The organism is Scytonema hofmannii PCC 7110 (assembly GCF_000346485.2).
Taxonomy (GTDB): domain Bacteria; phylum Cyanobacteriota; class Cyanobacteriia; order Cyanobacteriales; family Nostocaceae; genus Scytonema; species Scytonema hofmannii.
Genome location: NZ_KQ976354.1, coordinates 9,734,763 through 9,757,104, shown reverse-complemented (window position 1 = coordinate 9,757,104; position 22,342 = coordinate 9,734,763). Strand labels below are relative to the sequence as shown.

The 22,342-nt window shown below is 40.7% G+C and carries 21 protein-coding genes; 12 read left to right on the top strand and 9 right to left on the bottom strand.

Going from position 1 to position 22,342, the window contains the following annotated elements; translation table 11 throughout:
• Positions 1-324: 324 nt before the first annotated feature.
• Positions 325-555, bottom strand: a complete 231-nt coding sequence (locus WA1_RS41105) for a DUF1816 domain-containing protein (protein ID WP_017742857.1) — start codon at positions 553-555, stop codon at positions 325-327.
• A gap of 280 nt (positions 556-835) precedes the next feature.
• On the opposite strand from WA1_RS41105, the gene WA1_RS41100 reads away from it, so the two are divergent.
• From WA1_RS41100 to modA, 4 genes are all read left to right on the top strand, one after another.
• The gene (locus WA1_RS41100; RefSeq protein ID WP_066613198.1) at positions 836-2,122 is read left to right on the top strand and encodes a general stress protein; all 1,287 of its coding nucleotides are present in this window, start codon (positions 836-838) and stop codon (positions 2,120-2,122) included.
• A gap of 106 nt (positions 2,123-2,228) precedes the next feature.
• Positions 2,229-2,699 carry a BON domain-containing protein gene (locus WA1_RS41095; protein WP_017742855.1) on the top strand — a complete coding sequence of 157 codons (471 nt, stop codon included), beginning with the start codon at positions 2,229-2,231 and terminating at the stop codon, positions 2,697-2,699.
• Between the two features lie 98 nt (positions 2,700-2,797).
• Complete coding sequence (locus WA1_RS41090; RefSeq protein ID WP_017742854.1) at positions 2,798-3,253, top strand: CAAD domain-containing protein; 456 nt, start codon at positions 2,798-2,800, stop codon at positions 3,251-3,253.
• 431 nt (positions 3,254-3,684) lie between these two features.
• A complete protein-coding gene (modA, locus tag WA1_RS41085; protein ID WP_017742853.1) occupies positions 3,685-4,461 on the top strand; it encodes a molybdate ABC transporter substrate-binding protein in 777 nt (258 codons plus the stop codon).
• A gap of 24 nt (positions 4,462-4,485) precedes the next feature.
• Here modA and WA1_RS41080 read toward each other — a convergent pair whose 3' ends face one another.
• From WA1_RS41080 to WA1_RS41060, 5 genes are all read right to left on the bottom strand, one after another.
• Positions 4,486-4,863, bottom strand: a complete 378-nt coding sequence (locus WA1_RS41080; RefSeq protein WP_017742852.1) for a response regulator — start codon at positions 4,861-4,863, stop codon at positions 4,486-4,488.
• On the bottom strand, positions 4,860-7,499 hold the full coding sequence (locus WA1_RS41075; protein ID WP_017742851.1) for a response regulator: 2,640 nt from the start codon (positions 7,497-7,499) through the stop codon (positions 4,860-4,862). Before WA1_RS41075 ends, WA1_RS41080 begins: the two co-directional genes overlap by 4 nt.
• Positions 7,500-7,513: 14 nt before the next feature.
• Positions 7,514-9,292 (bottom strand): ATP-binding protein, encoded by a 1,779-nt coding sequence (locus WA1_RS41070; protein WP_017742850.1) that lies wholly within the window; start codon positions 9,290-9,292, stop codon positions 7,514-7,516.
• A gap of 209 nt (positions 9,293-9,501) precedes the next feature.
• Complete coding sequence (locus WA1_RS41065) at positions 9,502-9,756, bottom strand: hypothetical protein (RefSeq protein ID WP_017742849.1); 255 nt, start codon at positions 9,754-9,756, stop codon at positions 9,502-9,504.
• Between the two features lie 298 nt (positions 9,757-10,054).
• Positions 10,055-10,972, bottom strand: a complete 918-nt coding sequence (locus tag WA1_RS41060) for a glutaminase (protein ID WP_017742848.1) — start codon at positions 10,970-10,972, stop codon at positions 10,055-10,057.
• 143 nt (positions 10,973-11,115) lie between these two features.
• Between WA1_RS41060 and WA1_RS41055 the strand changes: the two genes are divergently transcribed.
• The 4 genes from WA1_RS41055 (at position 11,116) to WA1_RS41040 (ending at position 15,165) form a co-directional block, all read left to right on the top strand.
• Positions 11,116-12,630: a thioredoxin-like domain-containing protein gene (locus tag WA1_RS41055; RefSeq protein ID WP_017742847.1), complete on the top strand. Its 1,515-nt coding sequence runs from the start codon at positions 11,116-11,118 to the stop codon at positions 12,628-12,630.
• Between the two features lie 260 nt (positions 12,631-12,890).
• A complete protein-coding gene (locus WA1_RS41050) occupies positions 12,891-13,079 on the top strand; it encodes a DUF4089 domain-containing protein (RefSeq protein WP_017742846.1) in 189 nt (62 codons plus the stop codon).
• 103 nt (positions 13,080-13,182) lie between these two features.
• On the top strand, positions 13,183-13,800 hold the full coding sequence (locus WA1_RS41045) for a hypothetical protein (protein WP_017742845.1): 618 nt from the start codon (positions 13,183-13,185) through the stop codon (positions 13,798-13,800).
• Positions 13,801-13,809: 9 nt separating this feature from the next.
• Positions 13,810-15,165: an AtzE family amidohydrolase gene (locus WA1_RS41040; protein ID WP_017742844.1), complete on the top strand. Its 1,356-nt coding sequence runs from the start codon at positions 13,810-13,812 to the stop codon at positions 15,163-15,165.
• 28 nt (positions 15,166-15,193) lie between these two features.
• Here the strand turns inward: WA1_RS41040 and WA1_RS41035 are convergent, their stop codons facing one another.
• Positions 15,194-15,877: a response regulator transcription factor gene (locus WA1_RS41035; RefSeq protein WP_017742843.1), complete on the bottom strand. Its 684-nt coding sequence runs from the start codon at positions 15,875-15,877 to the stop codon at positions 15,194-15,196.
• Between the two features lie 731 nt (positions 15,878-16,608).
• Here WA1_RS41035 and WA1_RS41030 point away from each other — a divergent pair.
• A complete protein-coding gene (locus WA1_RS41030) occupies positions 16,609-16,959 on the top strand; it encodes a YbaB/EbfC family nucleoid-associated protein (RefSeq protein WP_017742842.1) in 351 nt (116 codons plus the stop codon).
• A gap of 94 nt (positions 16,960-17,053) precedes the next feature.
• Entirely contained in the window at positions 17,054-17,530 is a 477-nt protein-coding gene (locus WA1_RS41025) for a low molecular weight protein-tyrosine-phosphatase (protein ID WP_081403037.1), read from the top strand.
• Positions 17,531-17,583: 53 nt separating this feature from the next.
• Here WA1_RS41025 and murB read toward each other — a convergent pair whose 3' ends face one another.
• Both murB and murC read right to left on the bottom strand, forming a co-directional pair.
• On the bottom strand, positions 17,584-18,582 hold the full coding sequence (murB, locus tag WA1_RS41020; protein ID WP_017742840.1) for a UDP-N-acetylmuramate dehydrogenase: 999 nt from the start codon (positions 18,580-18,582) through the stop codon (positions 17,584-17,586).
• Positions 18,583-18,744: 162 nt separating this feature from the next.
• Positions 18,745-20,208: a UDP-N-acetylmuramate--L-alanine ligase gene (gene murC, locus WA1_RS41015; RefSeq protein ID WP_017742839.1), complete on the bottom strand. Its 1,464-nt coding sequence runs from the start codon at positions 20,206-20,208 to the stop codon at positions 18,745-18,747.
• A 341-nt stretch (positions 20,209-20,549) separates the two neighbouring features.
• Between murC and nadD the strand changes: the two genes are divergently transcribed.
• Both nadD and WA1_RS41005 read left to right on the top strand, forming a co-directional pair.
• Positions 20,550-21,170 carry a nicotinate (nicotinamide) nucleotide adenylyltransferase gene (gene nadD, locus WA1_RS41010; RefSeq protein WP_017742838.1) on the top strand — a complete coding sequence of 207 codons (621 nt, stop codon included), beginning with the start codon at positions 20,550-20,552 and terminating at the stop codon, positions 21,168-21,170.
• Positions 21,171-21,292: 122 nt separating this feature from the next.
• Positions 21,293-22,309 (top strand): type I glyceraldehyde-3-phosphate dehydrogenase, encoded by a 1,017-nt coding sequence (locus WA1_RS41005; RefSeq protein WP_017742837.1) that lies wholly within the window; start codon positions 21,293-21,295, stop codon positions 22,307-22,309.
• Positions 22,310-22,342 lie beyond the last annotated feature (33 nt).

The window sequence follows — 22,342 nt, the reverse complement described above, 5'->3', positions numbered from 1 at the left end:
TATGATGATTGTACTTTCCGATAAATGCGATTCCAATACTGTTCGGTTAAGCAAAAATGAGAAACCCGGTTTCTTGAAGAAACCGGGTTTTTGAACTTTAACTATCGTTAAACCACAAGTATTGAATGTGATTCTTAAAGCTTACTGGTAATAAAAATATTTACCAAAAATCTAGGATAAGCCTTGTCAAGGAATAAGTTTTGCTATTCTCTTAAGTAGCTAATTGGAAAAACAGAACCATATTACACAGTATAAACACACCGTAAATCTTGACAAATGACAAATTACGAGCCTAACTAGTTAACTTTAATTGTGCCGACTTACTTAATTAATCTCTTTTTCATCATCATCTTCATCACATATTGTCAAACCTTCAGGCGCACAGCGTTTAATAACGACAACAATTCCTTGTGCTCCTTCATCGTTTAAATCTTCAACATAGCCAGAGTAAGCAATAACTGCCTCTTCACGATTTAAAAAAGGACCAAAATAATAAATACAGTGCGGCTTAGTTGTCATAATTTCAACCCACCAATCTTCAGGTCTTTGTTGCATATCTATAACAAAAGCATTTTTATAAGATTACACATCTCTTATACTATTTTTTACTCAGAAATTGTTGTATGATTGCATCTCTATTACAAATTAAAAAAACACTTCTCACTTTCTTAACTTTTCTTAACTCGTTGTATAAAGCGATAAAGCTAATACTCCTGATAGATATAAAATTTATTCCAAGGGATTGATGGAAATTAAAGAAAAATCTGTAGAAATAGAATTAATAGCATTAAAAAAATCTGCCAATTAAAGTTGTTTCTTATTGAGGTAAGAGGGCATGGTTGTAGGTGTACATAGACGTGCTGTAGGCGTATTTTCACACCGTCAAGAAGTGGAAAACGCTTTACAAGAATTAAGAAGTACTGGCTTTCCAATGGACAGGGTATCTGTTATTAAACGGGATGCCGATCGCAAAGATGAAATTGCAGGTGCTGAAGTCCGGGAAAATGTTGGGAATAAAGCCGATGAAGGTGCCACAGCTGGAGCAGTTTCTGGAGGAGTTTTAGGCGGCTTAACAGGATTGTTAGTTGGCTTAGGAACTTTAGCTATTCCAGGAATCGGTCCAATCATGCTTGCTGGAGCAACTGCAACTGCACTGGCAACAACTTTAGCGGGTGCTGGAATTGGTGCAGCAACTGGTGGCATAGTTGGCGCATTAATTGGCTTGGGTATTCCCGAAGAACGGGCTAGAGTCTACAACGAGCGATTGGAGAGAGGGGACTATCTCGTCATTATAGATGGTACTGATGCTGAAATTGCTAAAGCAAGAAATATTTTGACCCATCGGGGAGTACAAGAGTTTGCCGTTTACGATCGCCCCGAACACAAGCAAGGAGCAGTTAACCCTGTGGTTGCTACTCCTGCTTCAGTGGGTACAGTACCCACCATACACAGAAGAAGAGCAATTGGTGTATTCCCCAATCGCCGAGATGCAGAAGTCGCACTCACCGAATTGCGCGATGCTGGTTTTCCTCTCAGTCAGGTTTCACTGATTGGTAAGGACGGAAATCACAACACTAATTTGACCGGCACAAACGTTGGCAAAGGTAATAAGGCTGATGAGGGTGCAAAAGCCGGGGCTGTCACAGGCGGTGCTTTAGGCGGTTTGGGCGGCTTGTTAGTCGGTCTTGGTGCTTTAGCAATTCCTGGAATTGGACCAGTGATTGCAGGTGGTGCAGTTGCAACAGCATTGGCAACCACCGCAGCTGGTGCGGGAATTGGTGCCGCAGCTGGTGGAGTCACAGGCGGACTTGTGGGTTTGGGAATTCCTGAGAACCGCGCCAAAGTCTATAACGATCGCTTGAACAGGGGCGACTACCTAATTATTGTGGATGGTACGGAAGATGAAGTCCGTCGTGCGGAAACCATTCTCAAACGTCATGGTATTCAAGAGTTTGATACCTTCGATGCGGCGGATACAACTGGTGCTCATCGCCGCGATTCTGACAGAGATATTCGTCATGACGCACCCGTGGTAAATACCACCTCCACCGAACATGGAGTAGGGTACGACAAAGACGATCCCGCCGTCATAATCGTTGACCATCGGAACGAGAGAGTTTAAGAGCGTTAGTGGTTAGTAGTTGTTGGTTAGTAGCTATTAACGACTAACAACTAACAACTAACAACTAACCACCAACCATTAACTATTAACAAAGGATTGATTCAAGATGAAAAAGCTTATTCCCTTCGTATTTGGTTCCCTTTTAGTTTTTGGTGCAGCTGCTTGTAGTCCCGATGTTTCCAAGAGCAGTTCTGATGCACCTAACAATACTAACGAAGCAGCACAAGCACCAGCACCAGAAGCAACAGAAGCGGCTCTTAAGGATGCTCAAAGTCAAGTTCGTAGAGACCAACTTAATGCTGACATCAAGGCTCGTGAAGAGCGCAACAATGTTTTGAATGATGGCAAGGCTACAAACAGAAGTGAAGACGATCTAGAAAGTGAGGTTCGCACGAAGTTAGAAGCTAACATTCCTAACGGTCAGTTAACTGTTGAAGCTGAAGATAACGGAACAGTTACAGTTGCGGGAACTGTGACAAACCAAGAGCAACTTAACAAGATTGAGCCTTTGGCAAAGGAAATCAAAGGTGTTACAACTGTAGTTAATAAAGCAAAAGTAGGTCAGCCATCAAGCTAGCTCGTTGTGAGAAGTCAAAAGTCAAAAAATATTGCTGATAAAATCTTTATTTTGACTTTTGACTTATTGTAGCGATAGTTACTTAATAGAGGAAGAGTATGGACGCTAACGTACAGCAACTGCAATCTTTTGACGACGTTCCAGATACAACCATCACCACCCCTGTAGCAGCAATTGAAGGTACGAAACCAAACCAGTCTTTGTTACCACCATCTGCTGCAAAATCTCAAGAAAAATGGCAAGATATCGGAGAACAAGTCTCACAGTTTTTAGCTGATTTACCAGATAACTTAGGTAAGTTTTTTAATCAATATCAGCAATTAACTGTTACTATTGTTTTAATTGCTGCCACAATTGTTACAGGCAAAGTAGTTTTGGCAATACTTGACGCCATTAATGATATTCCGTTACTATATCCAATTTTTGAATTAATTGGAATTAGTTACACAACTTGGTTTGTTTTTCGTTATCTTCTTAAAGGTTCGACCCGACAAGAGTTAGCAGAACAAATTCAATCCATCAAAAATGACATTTTAGGAACTCAAGATTCATAATTTTTGAGCTAATTGGAAAATAAATTCCAAAGCTCGTTTTTTGTCATGAATACTTAGTTGAATGCTATTGGTCAAGCAAAAATGGAATGTTTTGCTTGACCGTTTTGTTATCAGAGCTTTAGTGTTGAGTGGGTTTTAGCCCTACCTACTTGTCGTCAGAAACCCGGTTTCTTTGAGAAACCGGGTTTCTATATCTCACGTTTTTTATGTTGACTTAATTATGCTTTGTTAGAGGTTAGCTAAATTTGGGAACAATAAAAATAGGACTTACGCAGAAACCGGGTTTCTTTACCAAAAATTGTTGTTTCAGTCATAAGTCTCTGTCCAGAAACCTGGTTCCTTTCGTGTGAGTGCGTAAGTCCTTAAAAAGTAAGGCATTTTTAACAATGATGTTGAGAGTATTCTAGTACTTAAAGAAGCAAGCTACCTTTATGAAAAGACGAAAATTCCTTATCTTGACTAGTTCTATTACTATTTTATATTTAGGCTTAAATAGCTGTAACACACATCAGACAAAACCAGTAGCTTTGACTATTTCTGCTGCTGCTGTATTTAGAGATGCAATGGTAGAAGTTGGTAGACTATACACAGAAAAACAACCAAATATCCTCGTTAATTACAACATTACTGGTGGCGGTGTTTTGAAAAAACAAATTGAACTTGGAGCGCCTGTGGATGTTTATCTTCCAGCTTCTGTTAGACCAATGAACGAATTGCAGAAGAAAGGTTTTATCTTAGAAGATTCTCGTCAAAATTTTATGAAGAATGAAATAGTACTGATTTCATTAAATAACTTTACTGGGAGCTCAAATTTTCAGGATATACTTAACAATAAGGTAAAACGAATTGCATTAGGAACAGAAAATATTGATGCAGGAATTTATGCTAAACAAATTCTTGATTTTTTCAAAATTTACGACCAGGTGAAATCTAAAGGGATTTTTGAAGAACAAGATGTACAGCAAGTTCTTAAGTATGTTGAAACAGGTCATGCAGATGTTGGAATTACTTTTTTAACTGAAGCTAAACGCTCCAGAAAAGTCAAGATTTTGGCGATCTCACCTGAGGGTTCCCATGCTCCTGTCATTTCCACCATCGCAGTTGTAAAAAATAGCAAGCATATTGCTGAAGCTCGTGAATTTATTAATTTTCTCAAAAGCGATCGCGCGATATCTATCTTTGAAAAATTTGGATTTATGAAGATTTAAGTAGCTCTAATCAAACTACGTAGACTAACAACCAAGTACAGTTCTAGAGGTTTCCAAAACACTTTTAGGGCGAAAAGGCTTTGTCATATACAAATCTGCACCAACATCGCTTCCTTTTTGCTTATCAAACTCTTGTCCTTTGGCAGTTAATAGAATAATATACACATCTTGTAGCCCTAGTTCATGTTTAACAGTATGGCAAACCTCTAATCCATTCATCTTTGGCATCATAACATCCATAAACACGAGTAATGGTTTTTCTGTTTTAATAAGTTCCAATGCTTCTTCTCCATTTTTAGCTGTGAGTAACTCTACTCCTTCGTCTTCTAAACTCTCCAATGCTTGCTCCATAAGGATTAAAATATTTGGTTCGTCATCAACTATCAAGATTTTTTTAGTCATAAAAATTTTTCTGTGTGGTTATCTGTAAGTAAAATAAAAAAGACATTTTCCATTCCCTTTTCAAATCGCAGTGTTTTCACTAAGTTGTGTTGCTCCTGAAAATATGAGTCTACTATAATCATATCGGGTTGAATTGCTAATGCCTTTTCAATACATTCTTGACGGTCAGAGGCTTCTACAACATTGTAACCTTGCGCCTGCAATACGTCAGATAATGTTTGTAAAGTAGAGGCATTTGTATCTACTATTAGTACTTTTTTCTGGGAGACTCCTTGTGAAAGTAGTACACCAATATTTCCGAGTAAATCTTCTTTATGAATTGGTTTAGTTAAGTAACGATCGATACCCAGTCGATAGCCTCTTTCCTTATCTTCAATAATTGAAAGGATAATAATTGGAATAGCTGTTGTCTGTGGATTATTTTTGAGTACTGCAGCTACCTCAAACCCATTAATTTGAGGCATCATCACATCTAGAATAATAAGATCGGGCTGAGCTATTTTAACTTGAGCGATCGCATCCATACCATCTTTAGCTTCTCGAACTTTATAGCCTTCGGTTTCTAATTCCTGTCTGAGCAATTCGCGAATGTGAGCGTCATCATCAACAACAAGAATTGTTTTGTACTTTTGAATAAAATCAGAATTGGCAGTGACAACGTGCTCCTTTAATTGCTTAATTAAAGTATTAATAGAGAGTTTTTCTGTCTCTACATTATTCATCAGAGGCAAAGTAAAGAAAAAAGTACTGCCCAAGCCTTGCTCGCTCTCAACCCAAATGCGACCCCCATGATGTTCTACGATTTGTTTGCAGATAGGTAACCCCAAACCTGTGCCTTTGGGTTTGTCAGTTAGAGTGTTTCCCACCTGCTTAAATCTTTCAAACACTTTAGGTTTGTCATCTGTAGCAATGCCAATGCCAGTATCAGTAATGCTTAAAAGCATCGTGCCACGAGCGATTTTTGCTTGACAGGTAATATGACCTCGCTCGGTGAACTTGACAGCATTGGAAATCAGGTTAATCATAACTTGAATCAGGCGATCGCTATCCCCAATCATAAGAGGTAGGTCGGGGTCAATGACCTTGCGTAACTCCAATCCTTTCATCTCAAACAGAGAAGACGTAGCTGCTATTGCTCGCTCGATTACATCTCCAATGTAAAGTGGCTCCATATACCACTCAACTTTGCCAGCTTCCATCTTGGCGACATCCAAAACGTCATTGATGAGCGTAGTCAATCGTTCCGCTTCAGACACAATAATATTGATATTTGTTTGAACTTGTTTGAGAGTGCGTTGAGCTTTGCGATGTTCTGGATCGATCTGTGGAGCAAGTTCCTCTAACTTGTCTTGAATAATTGAGGCAAATCCCAAGACTGAAGTGAGGGGTGTTCGCAGTTCATGGGACACTGTGGAAATGAAATCAGTTTTCATTCGATCCACTTCTTTCTCAGCAGTAATATCTCGAATCAAAATAATCGAACCAAGCGAATTATTGTCCTGTGTGTTTGCTGCATCTTTAACAATTGCTCTTGCCACAGCCTGACCAATACGTCCATTTGTTAATTCGAGTTCTGTTGTGAAAACCTCTCCAAATCGTCTCCGTGTCTGTTCTACAAGTTCAACAACTTTGGAATTTGCTAAAGTCTTGCAGTCTCGATTTGCTAAATCTGTGTCTTCCAATCCAAACATTGTCAGTAATGCTGGGTTGTAGCGCTTAATTTTAGATTCTGTGTCTGTGACTAAAAGACCATCTACCAAATTATCAATGATAGTACTTAAATAAATGAGAGCATTTTCAAGTTCCTGACCATGTACTTTAAGTCCTCGCAGCAAGTCGTCAATTTGCTCCGCCATGGTGTTAAGCGTAGAAGCAAGAACGCCGACTTCATCCCTAGAGGTGACTTTGGCTCTTATATGTAACTCGCCCTTAGCCATTTGGTCAGCAGTTACAGTCACTTGAGTAAGAGCATGAATAATTTGAGAAACTACTACTAGTGATATGGGTATTGACAGCAAGCTCAGCACCAAAGCCATCAAAAGTAAGTTCTGACTTTGAATTGCAGTGTCAGCAGTCTGTGTTTCCACACTTCTTGTTGTCACATCCATTAAATTTGTTAAGAAGCTGGTCAAATTATTAATTTGTTCGAGATATTCTTGTTCTTGTTGAGGAGAACTCATCAAATAATTTTCTATCTTCTGGCGATAAATTTGCCAAGCATCTGCAACTTTTTCCAGTTGAGCAAGCACTTTTGGGTCAGAAATGGGATTTAACCCCAGTTTCTTTGAACCCTTATGTATAGCAGAAAGTGATGTTTCAAAATTCTGAATGTCATCTCTAATACTAACATCAATGGTGATACGCTCTCCAGAGTTTGTTTTTTTAGAACGTAGATTAGCCCAATAAGCTAATCTGTAAGTCAGCATCTGTTCGGAACCTATAGTGTTAATTAACGGGCTACTATTCCGAACGCGATTTAATCCTATCCCCCCAATACCAACAGCAACCAAATTAATAAAAACTAGACTGCCAAACAACAAACTTAAGCGATCGCGAATACTAATTTTACATTTAAGTCGGGTAGAGCGATCGCTATGTTTAGAATACGCTTTGTTTGAGTTGATGGCATTTGTCATTGTTGTGATTTTCTCTAGAGAGTTGGCTGAAATACTGTAACATTTGTTTCCGAAGATTTCCGGATTGTTTGCTCGACAGGAATTTCAATCCAGAAAGTGGTTCCTTGTCCGGGATGGGAAATACATTGTAGTGTTCCACCATGCTTTTCAATAATTTGAGAGCTAATGGATAATCCCAATCCAGTTCCCTTACTCGTTGGTTTAGTTGTAAAAAACGGCTCAAACAAATGTTTCCGGACAGTTTCATCTATACCCATTCCGTTATCGCTAATGACAACAAAAACGCTGGAAAATATTTGGTGTTCAGATTCTAAACTAGAAATTTTGAATAAGTCTTTTAATTGAGAATTCCTACTTATTGCTTGCTGAAAATTATACTCATTTATCAATCCCGTATAAATATTGATAATGCCTGGTTTTTCTTGTTCTTCAATAGCATCAATTGCATTAGCAATCAAATTCATAAACACCTGGTTAAGCTGATTAGCATAACCTTCAATTAGGGGAATATTGCCATACTCTTTGACGATTTCTATGCCCTGATGTCTTTCATTTTGCTTCAGTCTGCTTTGGAGAATCAACAGTGTAGCATCTATTCCTTCGTGAATATCAACGGGCTTCATTTCTTCTCGATCCAATCGGGAAAAATTCCGCAATGATGATGCTAAGCTACGAATGCGTTCAATTCCTAAATGCATGGAGGACAGCAGATTTATAAAATCCTGTTTGAGAAATTCCAGATCTAAATCTTGAAGTAAATCTTCAATTTCAGAAACTGGCTGTGGATAATATTTTTGATAAAGATGTAATAAGTTAAGAAGGTCTTGAGTATACTGTTGTGCATAATTGAGGTTACCAGCAACATAGTTAACTGGGTTGTTAATTTCATGAGCAACACCAGCAACTAGTTGACCCAAGCTAGACATCTTTTCACTTTGAATTAGCTGTGTTTGTGTTTGCTGTAGTTCGTAGAGAGTTCGTTGGAGTTGCTGTGTTTGCTCCTGGGCTACATGAAGTGCATTGCAATTTTGTTCGTAAAGCACAGCTTTTTCAATAGCTACTGCTGTTTGTAATGCCAGTATAGTTAACAGTTTTAAGTCTTGAGTAGAGTAAGTGGTAGGAGTTTCACTAATAATAACGATCGCTCCAATCACCTGCTTCTTTGTTATCAAAGGCACACAAATGAAAGAATGGAAGTTAACTTGGTTATTTACAAACCTTGGATCTGAGAATACATCATTAACAATCTCACCTTGACACGATTTTACAATTGTGCTAATAATTCCTTGAGCTTGTATCAAAGGCTTTTCAAAGCAACCGTTCTGACCGTCTTTCCAGAGAGTGTCTAACTGACCTGTATTGTTGTTGAATAAGAGAATTGAAGCACTTGTAGACTGAATTGATTTTCTAGCTTCTTCAATGACCAGTCGAGCAACTTCTTTGGGATTTAAACTAGCAGTTACCTGTGTAAAAATGTCATGAAATAAGTCAATTTCCTGATACTTGTCTAACAGTTCATTGGCTAGTAACTTCTTTTCATACTGCTGTTGTGCTAGGTAGGAAAGTAAAAAGGCAATAGTTTCTGCCTTCTTATCGCCAATAACCCAGCCAACGACTTCGTCTAAAAGCTTGACTGGATGTTTATTGACTAATACCTTGTTGTCTGTACCGATTAGTAATTTGCCACTTGTATCTTCTATGCAGAAAGAAGAACCCATCTCATTAGCAAGGTTAATGAGTATATTGATAACTTCTTTTTGGGTCACTAGCTTTCTGAAATTGATATGAGTCATCTAATTTCGGCACCATCAGCTCAACATTGCCATCCAAAACAGAGACAATGCTGAGCGTATGGACTCGCGATTTTGCTCATGCTGAAAGCAACAGCAAGACGCGTACACATCATTCTGCCTCTATAGGGACACATCTATAGTTCCCATCGAGGATAGATTCAGTAACATCTCGATTGTTAAGTAAAACAAATTTATCTTTCGGTCACTGGTCACTGGTCACTGATTACTGGTCGCTCATTGTTGCTTGTGTCTATTTGTTGGGTTGTGGTGTTGTTTTCGTTAACTTCTTGCGTTCGTTTTGAAGAACTAGCTTGATAAGTCGCTGTCAACCCTGTTGCAACAAATACAAATATGACAAAGGTAAATAGCTTGGTGAATGCGTCTTTGTCTTTATTTTCTTCTAAACAGGAATTATACGCTAACAGGAAGAAGCCTACGAGAAAAGGAACGACAATAAAGTCCATCTTTTTAACCTCTATCTTTTGTTTGCTGGCAAATACACCCCGCTTTGTTATCCTTCTGCCAGAAACACTGATACAGATTGTTCAAAATGTGTTTTTTTTACTTTAGTCTAAATAGGGGTAAGTTTGCTCAGATCCCCGACAACTTCTGCGAAGTCGGGGATCTTATGGTGGGCTACTAGTTTGTAGTTACGCTTTAGCGAAGACAGCGCAACTACGAACCAGGTATATTTAAAAGTGCTTCATTTACTTATACAGTCAGAAACGCTACTTATACGGAAAAAATTAATTGAATTTGGAACTAATTCCCAAACACACTGAGTCCCAAGCCCTGGGATATAGCCTCAACAAAAGCAAGTGCGGCGACAGGGTTACCTGCATTGTCCAACGCAGGGCTGTAGCAAGCGATCGCTCCTCGATCGGGTACCACAGCCAAGAGTGCGCCACCGATCCCGGATTTCATCGGTAGACCGATCTGTAAAGCATATTGGGGAGAAGATTCATACAACCCACAGGTTAACATTAGTGCATTCACGCTACGGCGATACTGGGCTGCAACTCGTCCACGATCGCAAGCCAAAAGCAAACCCAAATGGGCTAAATCTTCTACCGTTCCAGATAAGCAGCAAATTTGCTCGTAAGTGTCAAGAGATTTTTTTAGATCTTTAAGATACCCTGCTTGAGCAAGATAACGGGCAATGTCTTGATTGACTTGAGAGTTTACCAAACGCACGGAAGTCAGCATTATCTCATCTAACTGGAGTTGGCAATCGGCTTGCTGATTCAACCACTGACACAAATGTTTGCAGCGATCGCTAGCACTATTTCCTGGTAACTTATCAGCAAGGGTAATTGCTCCACTATTAATCATGGGATTGCGAGGTCTTCCATTATCCTTGATTAGTTGCTCTAAAGAATTAAATGCGACATCAGATGGTTTAACCCCAACCCACTGAAAAACTGTTTCTGCTCCCAAACGTTGTAGCAAATACAACAGCGAAAACGGTTTAATTGCGCTCATCAACGGAAAAACACGAGAAGTCTCACCATCGCTATAAACTTGCCCGTTTGCAGAATGAACGCAAACCGCGAACCAATTAGCATTAGCCAAAGCCAGTTGTGGAATGCGATCGATAACTTTTCCTTGACTTGCAAAGGCTCTAGCCTGCTGTACCCAAGTGGACAACTCAGTGGTGGTTAAAGTTTCCAATCCTCTCATAACTAGCTTGACAAAGGGAGTAGGGAGTGGAAAAGATACCTTTTTAATAATGGATGATGAAATTTTTTCATCGGGATTGCCTTCTGCCCTCTGACTTCTTTAATAATTAAGATTTACAATCTACTTTATACTTTATACTTCAAATGACGCCTCGTGTTAGAGCACCCGAACTACCCCAAAATTATCCCTGGTTGAACACGGATAAACCATTGTCTCTTAAAGAACTTAGGGGTAGAGTTATTATTCTAGACTTTTGGACGTACTGTTGTATCAACTGCCTCCACATCCTGCCAGATTTAAAATATCTAGAACAAAAATATAAAGATAGCTTGACAGTTATTGGCATACATAGTGCTAAATTTGACAATGAGAAGGAAAGCGAAAACATCCGTCAAGCAATTTTGCGTTACGACATTCAACACCCCGTTTTAGTTGATAGCGGTTTTAGGGTTTGGCAAGAGTATGCCGTGCGTGCTTGGCCAACATTAATGGCGATCGATCCAGAAGGTTACGTGATTGGCTCTGTATCAGGTGAAGGCAATCGTGACGTTTTAGATGAACTCATAAAAAAGTTAATTCTCCAACATCAAGAGAAAGGCACTATTAATTTTCAAGAACTCAGCCTCACTTTAGAAAAACAGCGCCAACCACTTGTGACTCCCTTAGCTTTTCCCAGTAAAGTTCTGGCTACAAACGAGGTTTTGTTTATTGCTGATTCCGGGCATCATCGTCTTGTTATAAGTCGTGTAGATGGGCAAATTTTACATACAATTGGCACCGGACAACCAGGATTAATTAATGGTTCTTTCAACGAATGCCAGTTTTCTGCGCCTCAAGGAATGGCATTTGATGAAGAGAATCAACTTTTGTATGTGGCAGATACAGAAAATCATGCACTGAGAAGAGTCGATCTCAAATGCCAGGTTGTAGAAACTATTGCTGGAACAGGACAACAAAGCCGCAATATTCGTCCTCATAGTGGTGCTGCAACAGAAACAGCATTGAACTCCCCTTGGGATCTGCAAAAAGTTGGAAATAGCTTATTTATTGCCATGGCTGGTTCTCATCAAATTTGGGAAATGAATTTGGAAACTGGCATTGTGAGAACCTATGCTGGTACTGGTGCAGAAGCTTGTATTGATGGTACGCTGACCGAGTCTACCTTTGCCCAACCAAGCGGAATCACGACAGATGGACAAGACTTATATGTTGCTGACAGTGAAGGAAGTACAATTCGCGCTGTAGGACTAGTTGAACCTTTAACAGTCAGAACTGTTTGCGGTAGTGGTGACTTGTTCGGTTTTGGTGATGTTGACGGACAGGGTTTTGATGTCAGGTTGCAGCATTGCTTGGGAGTCGAATATGCCCAGAATTTCTTGTGGGTAGCCGATACCTACAACCACAAGATTAAACTCGTTAATCCCCAAACTGGTAATTGTCAAACTGTTCTTGGAAATGGTGTAGCAGGTTTGCAGGACGGTCAAGGTAAAAATACTCGTTTTTCCGAACCTTCAGGGCTGAGTGTTATAGGTTCTGAATTATACATTGCTGATACAAACAATCATGCTATTCGTCGTGTAGATTTAAATACTTTCACGGTAACAACACTACAATTCCCCAGTTTATGCTCTCCTACTCTGTGCATTCCAAATTATTGACACTCCCCATCCTAAAGAAGTAGGTAGGGCTAAAGCCCACCACTGATGAGAAATTGAAGTCGAAGTAACAATGCCCACCACTGATGAGAAATTGAAGTCGAAGTAGGGTAGGCAATGCCTATCTGACTTAAATTATATGTGGTGGGCTTTAGCCCTACCTACGTATAATTCAAAAATCAAATAGGAGTTCTATATGTTTATAGGATAATGAAATGGTGGGCTTTAGCCCTACCTACTAGTTATTCAATGCTAGGAGAAATATGGAAGGGAAGAACTTTGAGGTAGAAGACTACGTAGATTTAATGGCTGTGTTGTTGGATTTGAAATTGCAGGATGAGTATCGAGATGGGGTGGTGGCAAATTTTGAGAGAATTAGGGCGATCGCTCAAGTTGTCAATGAGTTTCCCTTACCAGATGAACTAGAAGTTTCTACGGAGTTTCACCCATGATTGGCAATAATTAGCTACTAGCTACAATTAAGCAAATCCACTGCCAGCTAAATCTTACTTCCACGCTTAAGATATGGAGGAATTGTGCAGTGGGAAAAACGTTATGGAGAATTGGAAAATTTCTGCTTCCTGTCATTCAACAGGTGCAGGTAAACTGTTAATGCTTTTGCTGAAGTTGCGTCTCGGATTTAGCTTTGTTGCTCTCGTGTTTTCTATAGTAGAAGTTACAGTACCATCTATTTATAAATTATTTATTACGCTTGATGGTTTGCAAGCAATGGTGGCATTTCTTGTCATCTTGAGTTCGTCTTTGGTTTTTCTAGTTTGGTTACACCGTTTTCATGCCGATCTCAAGGATGTATTCTCAGAGTACCCAATTACACCATGGGGAGCCATAGCTCGATTTGTTATTCCCTTCTATAGTCTTTGGGGAATTTGGAAAACACTGTCTACCTTTGCCGATCGTCTATTACCTGAAGGTGGCGATTTAACAAGTTTGAGCCATCAGTTACGCTCATGCATACCATTGCTTTATGCTTTCACAATCATTTCTAATACTCTAGGTCGTATAATACTAAACAGTAATTCTCAAGAACAAGTTTCACCTTGGGTATCATTTTCGGCCTCTGCTGTAGAGGTATGTCTGGTTATGACGTTGCTGCAATTAACAAAAACCATGCAAACTGCACTTGCTCAAAAAACTAAACGTGCGCTCATATAAATTTCTCTTATGGATGATGCTGTGGCAATAGCAACTGCTGTAAAAAGTGGTCAAATCGGCGCGGTGGAAGTTGTCAAATCGGCTTTGGCAAAAATTACAGACCGAGATGGGGAACTGAATTGTTTTACTGCTGTGACGGCTGATACTGCTTTGGCAGATGCAGAACGAATTGATAGGGAAGTTGCTCTAGGTCATCAACTTGGTTCTTTGGCTGGTGTCCCTTTCGCTGTTAAAAATCTGTTTGATATTGCTGGAGTCACAACACTGGCGGGCGCAAAAATTAATGCCGAAAATCCTCCTGCAACACAAGATTCAACCGCAGTCTTCAAGTTGAAACAAGCGGGTGCTGTTCTCGTGGGTGCTTTGAATATGGATGAGTACGCTTATGGATTTGTGACCGAAAATGCACATTATGGCGCTACTCACAATCCCCACGATCGCAAGCGGGTGGCTGGAGGTTCTTCGGGTGGTTCGGCGGCGGCGATTGCATCTGGCTTAGTTCCTCTGACTTTGGGTTCTGATACAAATGGTTCTATCCGCGTACCTGCAGCGTTGTGCGGCGTTTTTGGTTTAAAACCAACTTATGGAAGGCTGTCTCGCGCTGGTGTCGCTTTATTTTCTAGCAGTTTAGACCACATTGGACCCTTTGCTCGTTCGGTAAGGGATATTGCTACAGTATTTGACGTGCTGCAGGGAGAAGATGAGCGAGATCCAGTTTGTACAAAACGTCCTCCCGAACCGTGTTTGTCACAGATCGATCGCAGTATTGAGGGTTTAAGAATTGCTATTGCAGGAGAATATTTTACTAAAGGAGCAAGCCCGGAAGCATTAGAAGCAGTGCAAAGAGTTGCTGATGCTTTGGGAGTTTTCAACTATATCACTATACCTGAAGCTCACCGTGCTAGGGCAGCTGCATTTGTCATTACAGCTTGTGAGGGCGCAAACTTACATTTGGAAAAATTACGCTTTCGTCCCCAAGATTTCGATCCTGCAACACGCGATCGCTTTCTTGCAGGTGCATTAATACCTAGTAGCTGGTATATTCAAGCGCAGCGATTTAGGAGATCGTATCGAGATAAAGTCCAAGAAATCTTCCAAAAGGTGGATGTTATTCTTGCACCTACCACACCAATTTCTGCTCCCTTAATTGGTCAGCAAACCATGATTTTAGACGGAGAAGAAATTCTTGTTCGTCCTCACTTAGGACTATTTACTCAACCATTATCTTTTATTGGATTACCTGTTTTATCAGTTCCAGTCCAGCGTTCAGATGCCCTACCCTTGGGTGTACAGTTAATAGCTGCACCTTATAATGAAGGGTTGATTTTACGGATAGCGAGAGTGCTAGAGCAAGGATCATTATGAGGTAGATCCCAATAATATGCACAAAATACTACTCTACCAAACCGTGCTTCATCGCATAACGTACTAACTCAGCACGATTGCTTGTTGTTGTTTTTCTCAATAAACTGCTAACGTATTTTTCTACAGTCCGAGGGCTGAGATGCAACTGTTGACCCATTTCAGCATTGGAAAGACCGTGAGTTAAAAGCTCTAAAACTTCCTGTTCTCTTGAAGTCAATTCAGAAAATATTTGCGATTTTTGAATATTTGTAACCTGTGGATAGTGAATATCCACAGGTTTTGTTGGAACAGAAGTTCCCAGATTTTCATGATGGGGAAACCGATATTCAGATTGAATGATTTGCGATCGCTCTAAGAGATTGCGAATCGCTGCGGCTAACTCTTCTAATTCAAAAGGCTTGGGCAAGTAGAGATCGCATCCTGATTGGTAGCCCAGGATTCTTTCTTGAGTCTTTGTTCGTGCTGTTAAGAGAATAACAGGAAGTAACCGAAAAGGCGGTTGTTGCCGAACCCGGCGCACGAGTTCGTAACCGTTCATTTGTGGCATGACAATATCAGTGACTATTAAATCGGGATGGTATTCTTCTACCATAGCCAAAGCTTCTTGACCGTCATTTGCCGTAATCACTGAATAGCCAGACAGTTCAAGATAATCGCTGATAGACAGACGAGTGCCCAGGTCGTCATCCACTACAAGGATTGTCAAGGGCATGGACAGTACACCCCTAGCATTTTTTACCAATAAGTTTGCTCGCTCAAGCACTATCAATAAATACAGATAAAAATAGTACTCCTATGTTTCATACTATGACATGATTCTTACTGAATCACTTCCCAATAGTAGATTTACTGGTTCTAACTTAAAATTTTTAAGTTAGATTTGCAATACAATGAACATTAACAACCATTGGCACTTTCTTACATCTTTTGCTGTATCACTAATGACACCTCTTTAAGATATATTTTATCCAATAGATGTAAGGTTAGGTTGAGTATATTAACTCTGGAGAATTAAGTATAAATCTCTAGTACAGTTGGCAGAAATAAAAGAAATAGATAAAATTGTACGTAAGACTTTACCACTCCAGTAAATTGTATCAAGAATCTTTGGTTTTACTTTGGTAGATCCACTTCAGAGGGGAAACTTATCCGTATCTTACACTACACGGGTCTCTTATGTGACAAGCAGCCCAAAACTTGGTTGTTTGCTAACGGTAATAATTCGCAGTGGAGTTATTTTAGCACATCAACAACCTAAGTTTCGATTTGCGGGCAGAAAGTTTGTGTAATTTTATTCTTGGAACAGTTGAGGTACGCGTGATTGGTTGTTGAGCATAGAATATATTTTGAGCGGTACTACATGGATGACTCGTGAGTTAACAATAGGTATTTTGCTCACCACATCTATAATTAGTTAATCAAAACATACTTGGATAATCGATTATGACAGGAAAAGGACAGGGATTTGGCTTCGGCTTGGGCAAAATGAAAGAATTGGCTGATGCTTTTAAGAAAGCGCAGCAGGTTCAAGAAGGTGCAAAGCGACTTCAAGATGAATTAGAGCAAATGGAGATTCAGGGAGAAGCTGGTGGTGGTTTGGTCAAGGTTATTGTCAGTGGTAACCAAGAACCCAAGCGAGTAGAAATTTCTCCTAACGCCATCAATGAAGGAGCAGATGTACTCTCCGACCTTGTAACTGCGGCAATGAAAGACGCTTATTACAAATCCACGGCAACAATGCGCGAACGCATGGAAGAACTAACCAGTGGTCTAGAACTTCCTGGATTCCAGTAATTTTGTCATTTGTCCATTGTCCTTTGTCATTAGAATCCGACTAATGACAAATGACAAATGACATAATCACAAATGACAAGGACAAAAAATATTTATGCCTTACAAGCTGCTGTTTGTCTGCCTGGGAAATATCTGTCGCTCACCATCGGCAGAAAATATAATGAATCATTTCATTAAGCAGGCTGGGTTAAGCGAAAGCATTATTTGTGACTCTGCTGGTACATCTAGCTACCACATTGGCAGCCCTCCCGATGCCAGGATGAGTGCTGCAGCTTTTCAAAAGCTACAAATTAAACTAAGTGGTAGAGGACGTCAGTTTCAAAAGTCAGACTTTGAAATTTTTGACATGATACTAGCCATGGATCGAGAGAATTATGAGGATATCCTCTCTCTTGACCGAACTGGTATGTATCACCACAAAGTCTACTTGATATGTGATTTTTGCTCTAGGCATACTTTTAAAGAAGTTCCCGATCCTTACTATGGTGGCCCAGAGGGATTTAATCAAGTGATTGACTTACTTATTGATGCTTGTGAAGGGCTGTTGAAATCAGTGACCAGTAAACAGTAAACAGTGACCAGTGACTGATAACTGGTCACTGGTCACTGGTCACTGGTCACTGATTAACAAGCCGCTTGAAATTCGCCTATCATTTTGACTTCTGGTTCTAAAACGATCGCCCAACGCTCTTGTACTTCCTGCTGAACGTGACGGATAACATTAAAAATATCCCACGCACTGGCTCCACCGCAATTAACGATAAAATTAGCATGGCGTTGTGCTACTTGTGCTTTACCAATTTGGTAGCCTTTTAGACCACTTTGTTCAATTAACCAACCTGCGGCATGAGGTTTGGGATTGCGGAAAACACTACCACAACTTGGCAAGTGATATGGCTGAGTATTTAGTCTGTGCTGTTTGTGCTGTTTGGTGACTGCTAAAACGTGTTCTGGGGCTGCACCGGGCTGTAGCTGGAAGGTTGCTTTGGTAACTATTTTCTTGCTGCCTTGCAGTATTGAAGTCCGGTAGCTGTAACCCAACTGTTCGCGAGTCAATGTCTCTAAACTCCCATCGGGGAGAAGAACTTCGACACTAGATAAGATATCTGCGATACAGCTGCTGTGTGCTCCTGCATTCATAACAACAGCACCACCAACGGTTCCCGGTATGCCAACAGCCCACTCTAATCCTTGCCATCCATGGGCTGCTGCTGCCCACACCAACCCAGGTAGGGGTTCTCCTGCTGCGACAGTGACTTGACCTGTTTCTAGATCGAAATTGTTGTGGCGGAGATGACGAGTTACAATAACTAAACCGGGTATACCGCAATCACTGATGAGCAAGTTAGACCCTGCTCCTAGTACTGTGACTGATAGCTCTTGTGTTTGAGCATACTGAATACTGGCTTGTAAAGCTTCTAAGTTGCGGGGAGCAACACACCATTGGGCAGGACCGCCAACTCTGTAGGAAGTATACCCTGCAAGCGAAACTTGGGATTTTATAACGCAATCAGTGCCTGGTAAATAAATTTCCTGCCTTTCGCCGGAATTAGCCGTTAGCTGTCTGTTGTCATTAATGTTAGGAACTTTACAGACATTTGCAACTGCCTGGGAAATAGTCATATCTTTTACAATGAGGTAAATATTGATGTTGAATCTGTCGTAAAAATCCGACACGCTTAGGAAGGCAACGTCACTATGTAAGCTTACGGACACTATGCGAGTGGAAGAGCAATCCCTTGCAAGGAATTGATTCCCTCTCACAGCATAGGGCTTGCGCTTCTTCTAGGAAGTTGCTTGAGCTGGTTGGCAAAGTGTTGCCATGACATCGGGAATGACTTGATTGAGATTCCCAGCTCCCAAAAACAGCGCCAAGTCTCCACGACGCAGTGTTTGCAGCAAGTACTCACATACTGCAGTTAATGTTGGTTGATAGGTCACCTGCGAGTTGTGCTTGGCAACTTCATCAGCCAATTTTTCCCCACTGATTTGCCCTAAATTAGGCTCCCCTGCACTGTAAATATCTGTCAGGACAACTAGATCTGCATAACTAAAAGACTCGGCAAATTCCTCCAAAAAGGTCAGTGTACGGCTGTAACGGTGGGGCTGGAAGATAGCAACTACTCTTTGTCCCGGTCTTGCTTGGAGGCGTGCGGCAGCAAGAGTAGCACGAATTTCACTGGGGTGATGGGCGTAGTCATCAATGAAAGTAACGCCGTTGACTTCCCCTCGAAATTCAAAACGTCGTCTTGCACCTTCAAAGGTGGAAAGCCCTTTGGCAATTTCTCCAAATTCTAAACCCAACAGCCGACCTACAGCAACAGCTGCTAGAGCATTGCTTAGGTTGTGTTTGCTCAGCAAGCGTAAATTTAAAACGCCTAAGGTTTTTCCTTTCTCCCATACTAAAGCTGTCGTACCATCGGCACGATAGTCTACGTTGGTAACAGTATAATCGGCGTTTGTATCAGAATATAAGCTATAACTGATTGTCGGCTTCAAGCGATCGCGCACTGTTTCGCAATCAATGCTACCCACTAGAGTTTTACAACCTCCAGCAAATGTTTGGAAGATTTCTACCACTTCTTCTAATGTTTCATAGTGGTCGGGATGGTCTAGTTCGATATTGGTAATAATGCCTATTTCCGGAGCATGCTTGACCAGAGAACCATCTGATTCATCTGCTTCTGCTACTAAATACCGACTCTGCCCCAGTCTGGCGTTTCCAGACCATGCATCTACTTCACCACCCACTAAAATCGTCGGATCTAAACCTGCTTCAAGTAGCATATATCCAATCATGCTACTGGTTGTAGTTTTTCCGTGGGTGCCCGCTACCGCAATGCTGTGATAATCAGCAATTAATGCTGCCAATACATCGGAGCGATGAAAAATAGGACAATTTAATTCTTGAGCTGCTTTATATTCTAAATTATTTGTGTTAATTGCCGTAGAACATATAACTTGAGGTAGTTTTTCTGCCGCGCTATTCAGTAATTCTTGGGTGTTTAATACCGATTCGTTACGTTGAGAATGGGGCTTAAAGAATTCGAGATTACTTGCCTCTTGCTTGCCAAATATATGAGCGCCGATAGATTCCAAACGTCGAGTGATATGATTTGGACGAAGATCTGATCCTGACACTGGTAAATTACGCTGGGCTAAAACATGGGCTAAAGCGGACATTCCTATGCCACCCACACCAATAAAATGAAATGGTCTACCGCCAAAGTCTACTGAATTTTGCTGCATTGTTTTTTCCTCTTACACCACACCACACAATAATATTAAATGACACGCGTATCATAACAGGAATGATATTTTTACCGATACTACCTTTATATATGTTGCATACCTGTGGAATTTATTATTCCCTTTTTCGTCTGTGGATTCAAATCGATTTTACCCTTGATAGTGAGTTTTTCTCTGTTTGAACAGATATTATGTTTATTCTTAAAATTTCTAGTGAATCGGGAAACAATTAATTGTAATTCCAAATACATAATTTTGCCTTGATTTCAAGATTTTGCTATATTAGGGGGTTGTTGGTAAATTCGCGTGAAAACTAAATAAAGCCATTATTCAGTGAGTCAATGCGACGATTGGCAATTTTTGGAGGCACTTTCGATCCAGTTCATTGGGGACACCTGATTCTAGCTGAGGCAGCTTTGCATCAAGTCCCTTTAGAACAAGTCATTTGGGTGCCGTCATTCAATCCTCCTTATAAACAAGCAGCGACCTTTGAGCATAGAGTGGAAATGGTACAACAAGCGATCGCAGACAATCCGAAGTTTGCCGTGTCACTAGTTGAACAAAGTCATCCGGTATCTTCGTTTGCGATTAACACCCTGATAAATTTATCAGCAGACCACCCAGATACACACTGGTACTGGATTATTGGTTTGGATGCGTTTCAGACCTTGCCTCGCTGGTACCGTGGACAGGAATTAGCACAACTATGCGAGTGGTTGATCGCACCCCGACTCCTAAGTGGTGAGACTATAACTCAAAGTGAGATAATCTGCAAGCAAGTGGTGCAAAAGCTTACAAAACAAACTTTTAACATACACTGGCAATTATTGAATATCCCGTTTGTAGGGCTTTCGTCAAGTCTAATCCGTAACATGTATAATGACGGCAGATCGATTCGTTATTTAGTGCCAGAAACGGTTAGAGCTTACATCGACAACCATAAACTGTATACAAATGGGTAGGAAAAAAATATTTATTTTTGTGGAGCTAACACTTTATAGTTATAAATACTCCCCCCTTTACGGTATGATCGGGGTCATTAGTAGCTTTTAATAAGGTATATAACCATAGAGGGCAAGACGCTGTGATTAGAGTAGCAATAAATGGTTTTGGGCGCATCGGACGTAACTTTGCGCGTTGCTGGATAGGTAGAGAGAATAGCAATATTGACCTAGTTGCTATCAACGATACTTCAGACCCCAGAACTAACGCGCACCTGCTGAAGTATGACACAATACTAGGGAAGTTAAAGGGTGTTGACATTAGCGCTGATGACAACTCCATCACTGTTAACGGTAAAACCATTAAGTGTGTATCCGACCGTAACCCAGAAAACTTGCCCTGGAAAGATTGGGATATTGACCTCATTATTGAATCCACAGGTGTATTTACGAGTAGAGAAGGGGCAACCAAGCATATCAATGCGGGAGCCAAAAAGGTTCTTATTACTGCTCCTGGAAAAAACGATGATGGCACTTTTGTGGTTGGCGTGAATCATCACGACTACGACCACGAAAAACACCATATTATCAGCAATGCTAGTTGTACTACAAACTGTTTGGCTCCTATTGCTAAGGTGTTGCATGAAAAATTCAACATCATCAAAGGTACAATGACTACTACTCACAGCTACACGGGTGACCAGCGTTTGTTGGATGCTTCCCACAGAGATGTCCGGCGGGCGCGTGCAGCAGCTCTCAATATTGTGCCTACCTCTACAGGCGCAGCTAAAGCTGTAGCATTGGTATTGCCAGACTTGAAGGGCAAGCTGAATGGCGTTGCACTCCGCGTCCCCACCCCAAACGTTTCTATGGTGGATTTTGTCGTACAAGTCGAAAAATCTACTATTACGGAAGAAGTTAACCAAGCTCTCAAAGAAGCTTCTGAAAATTCACTAAAAGGCATTCTTGCCTATAGTGAGGAAGCACTAGTATCTTCTGATTACCAAGGTACTGATGAATCTTCGATAGTTGATTCCAGCTTAACAATGGTCATGGGCGGAGACTTGGTTAAGGTTATGGCTTGGTATGACAACGAATGGGGCTACAGCCAGCGCGTACTCGATCTTGCAGAATTGGTTGCTCAAAAATGGGTTAAATAGATTTGTTAGTGGTTAGTAGTTAGTGGTTAGTGG

What these genes read in the sequence shown, in the direction of transcription:
- WA1_RS41045 (WP_017742845.1), top strand. Translation starts at nt 13,183, where the DNA reads ATGGAGAATTGGAAAATTTCTGCTTCCTGTCATTCAACAGGTGCAGGT.
- WA1_RS41030 (WP_017742842.1), top strand. Translation starts at nt 16,609, where the DNA reads ATGACAGGAAAAGGACAGGGATTTGGCTTCGGCTTGGGCAAAATGAAA.
- WA1_RS41100 (WP_066613198.1), top strand. Translation starts at nt 836, where the DNA reads ATGGTTGTAGGTGTACATAGACGTGCTGTAGGCGTATTTTCACACCGT.
- WA1_RS41025 (WP_081403037.1), top strand. Translation starts at nt 17,054, where the DNA reads ATGCCTTACAAGCTGCTGTTTGTCTGCCTGGGAAATATCTGTCGCTCA.
- WA1_RS41050 (WP_017742846.1), top strand. Translation starts at nt 12,891, where the DNA reads ATGGAAGGGAAGAACTTTGAGGTAGAAGACTACGTAGATTTAATGGCT.
- WA1_RS41070 (WP_017742850.1), bottom strand. Translation starts at nt 9,292, where the DNA reads ATGACTCATATCAATTTCAGAAAGCTAGTGACCCAAAAAGAAGTTATC.
- WA1_RS41080 (WP_017742852.1), bottom strand. Translation starts at nt 4,863, where the DNA reads ATGACTAAAAAAATCTTGATAGTTGATGACGAACCAAATATTTTAATC.
- WA1_RS41105 (WP_017742857.1), bottom strand. Translation starts at nt 555, where the DNA reads ATGCAACAAAGACCTGAAGATTGGTGGGTTGAAATTATGACAACTAAG.
- WA1_RS41060 (WP_017742848.1), bottom strand. Translation starts at nt 10,972, where the DNA reads ATGAGAGGATTGGAAACTTTAACCACCACTGAGTTGTCCACTTGGGTA.
- WA1_RS41075 (WP_017742851.1), bottom strand. Translation starts at nt 7,499, where the DNA reads ATGACAAATGCCATCAACTCAAACAAAGCGTATTCTAAACATAGCGAT.
- WA1_RS41095 (WP_017742855.1), top strand. Translation starts at nt 2,229, where the DNA reads ATGAAAAAGCTTATTCCCTTCGTATTTGGTTCCCTTTTAGTTTTTGGT.
- murC (WP_017742839.1), bottom strand. Translation starts at nt 20,208, where the DNA reads ATGCAGCAAAATTCAGTAGACTTTGGCGGTAGACCATTTCATTTTATT.
- WA1_RS41040 (WP_017742844.1), top strand. Translation starts at nt 13,810, where the DNA reads ATGGATGATGCTGTGGCAATAGCAACTGCTGTAAAAAGTGGTCAAATC.
- WA1_RS41065 (WP_017742849.1), bottom strand. Translation starts at nt 9,756, where the DNA reads ATGGACTTTATTGTCGTTCCTTTTCTCGTAGGCTTCTTCCTGTTAGCG.
- WA1_RS41090 (WP_017742854.1), top strand. Translation starts at nt 2,798, where the DNA reads ATGGACGCTAACGTACAGCAACTGCAATCTTTTGACGACGTTCCAGAT.
- modA (WP_017742853.1), top strand. Translation starts at nt 3,685, where the DNA reads ATGAAAAGACGAAAATTCCTTATCTTGACTAGTTCTATTACTATTTTA.
- nadD (WP_017742838.1), top strand. Translation starts at nt 20,550, where the DNA reads ATGCGACGATTGGCAATTTTTGGAGGCACTTTCGATCCAGTTCATTGG.
- WA1_RS41035 (WP_017742843.1), bottom strand. Translation starts at nt 15,877, where the DNA reads ATGCCCTTGACAATCCTTGTAGTGGATGACGACCTGGGCACTCGTCTG.
- murB (WP_017742840.1), bottom strand. Translation starts at nt 18,582, where the DNA reads ATGACTATTTCCCAGGCAGTTGCAAATGTCTGTAAAGTTCCTAACATT.
- WA1_RS41055 (WP_017742847.1), top strand. Translation starts at nt 11,116, where the DNA reads ATGACGCCTCGTGTTAGAGCACCCGAACTACCCCAAAATTATCCCTGG.